Source organism: Mesorhizobium sp. WSM4848, assembly GCF_055811375.1.
The window spans coordinates 1-1218 of sequence record NZ_JBVVPX010000097.1 but is presented as its reverse complement, the minus strand read 5'-3'; the positions used below and the strand labels follow the sequence as shown (position 1 = coordinate 1218).

The following is a 1218-nucleotide window of genomic DNA, read 5'->3' as shown; positions in this document are numbered from 1 at the left end:
GACGACCCCGGCAAACGATCGCGAATGGCTTCCTCGGTTCGCTTTGCCGTCGATTCGACAACCTTGCCGACCTTGCCTGCCAGCGTGTCGGCATCTCCACCCGAGCCTTGCCGGTCGGCCTCTTCCTTGACCGTATCGTAGGTCTCGGCGGCAACTTGCTTTGCTTGCTCCAGGCCCGTTTCGAAAACCTCCTCCGCACTGTCGCGAATTCTGTCGCGGTAGGCGCCAAGTTGCTCATCCTCTGTGGCTGTGTGGGGCAGCATCATCCCGATGGCAGTGCCCAGCGCGAGACCGACTGCGGCGATAGCCAGCGGTTCGCGCTCGAAGAGGTCTTGTGCCGATTGGCGCGTCCGAGCCGCTATATCGCTGGCGCTTGAGCCGATCTGGCCGGCAGTGTTTGTCATCCTCTCCTTGGCGCCCGTTGCAGCGTTTGCCGCAGCTTCGGCCGCGCCGCTTGCTGCTGATGCAACCGAACCGGCGGTATCCGCGAGCATCGCCCCGATTCCGGACGCTTCGCTGCCCTGGCTGAAATCCTCATCCCTGTGCGGGTCGGAGAACGCGTCACGAGCCAGGCCTGTCCGATAAGCGGCGGCAGCTGAGTTGGTTGCCGACGTGCCGTTGCCGAGCATCAGCCAGGCCAGACCGGCTCCAATCAACGTCAGCGGCAACGGGTTGTCCCTGACTTGCGACTTGAGGTTGCCAAGCATGGCAGACCCCTCGCCGCCGGAAAACATTCCGGTAAATTCGTCGATCAATTGACCCGGTGTCATCTTGCTGCGGATCGATTCGGCGGTGTCTGCTACTTTGGCCCGGGCGATGTCGGCATCGCGTTCAAGCTCGGCTGCGGATTTGTCGGTCATCTCATTTGATCCTTGATCACGCGTGCATCGCGCTTCAGTTGGTCCTGTGTGCGATCGGGCGTCAGCTCGGAAGGAGCCATGCTTTTCGTGCCAGAGCGCAAGAGAATGATTCCCAGTATCGCGACGACGATCCCGACCAGCAGCGAGGACCATCCCGCTCCCAAGCCGGCACTCGCCAGGGCGATTACGAGTGCTTGCAAAAGCACTATCAAGGCCGCGAGAAGGCATATCGCGCCGCCCAGAACCTCGGCGGCGCCTGTGCCGGCCTTGCTAATTTTTTCCGAAATTTCGGCCCGCAACAGCCTACTTTCGGTTTGAAGCAGGGTTGTGACCTGCTGTGCCAGATCGCTGACGAGGG

Annotated in this window: 2 protein-coding genes; both read right to left on the bottom strand. The window is 61.7% G+C overall.

Going from position 1 to position 1218, the window contains the following annotated elements:
• A partial coding sequence (locus AC0L16_RS33425; RefSeq protein WP_473625787.1) for a hypothetical protein occupies window positions 1–860 on the bottom strand: 860 nt, incomplete at its 3' end.
• The coding region (locus AC0L16_RS33420; protein ID WP_473625786.1) for a phage holin family protein at window positions 857–1218 on the bottom strand (362 nt) is incomplete at its 5' end. The genes AC0L16_RS33425 and AC0L16_RS33420, both read right to left, overlap by 4 nt.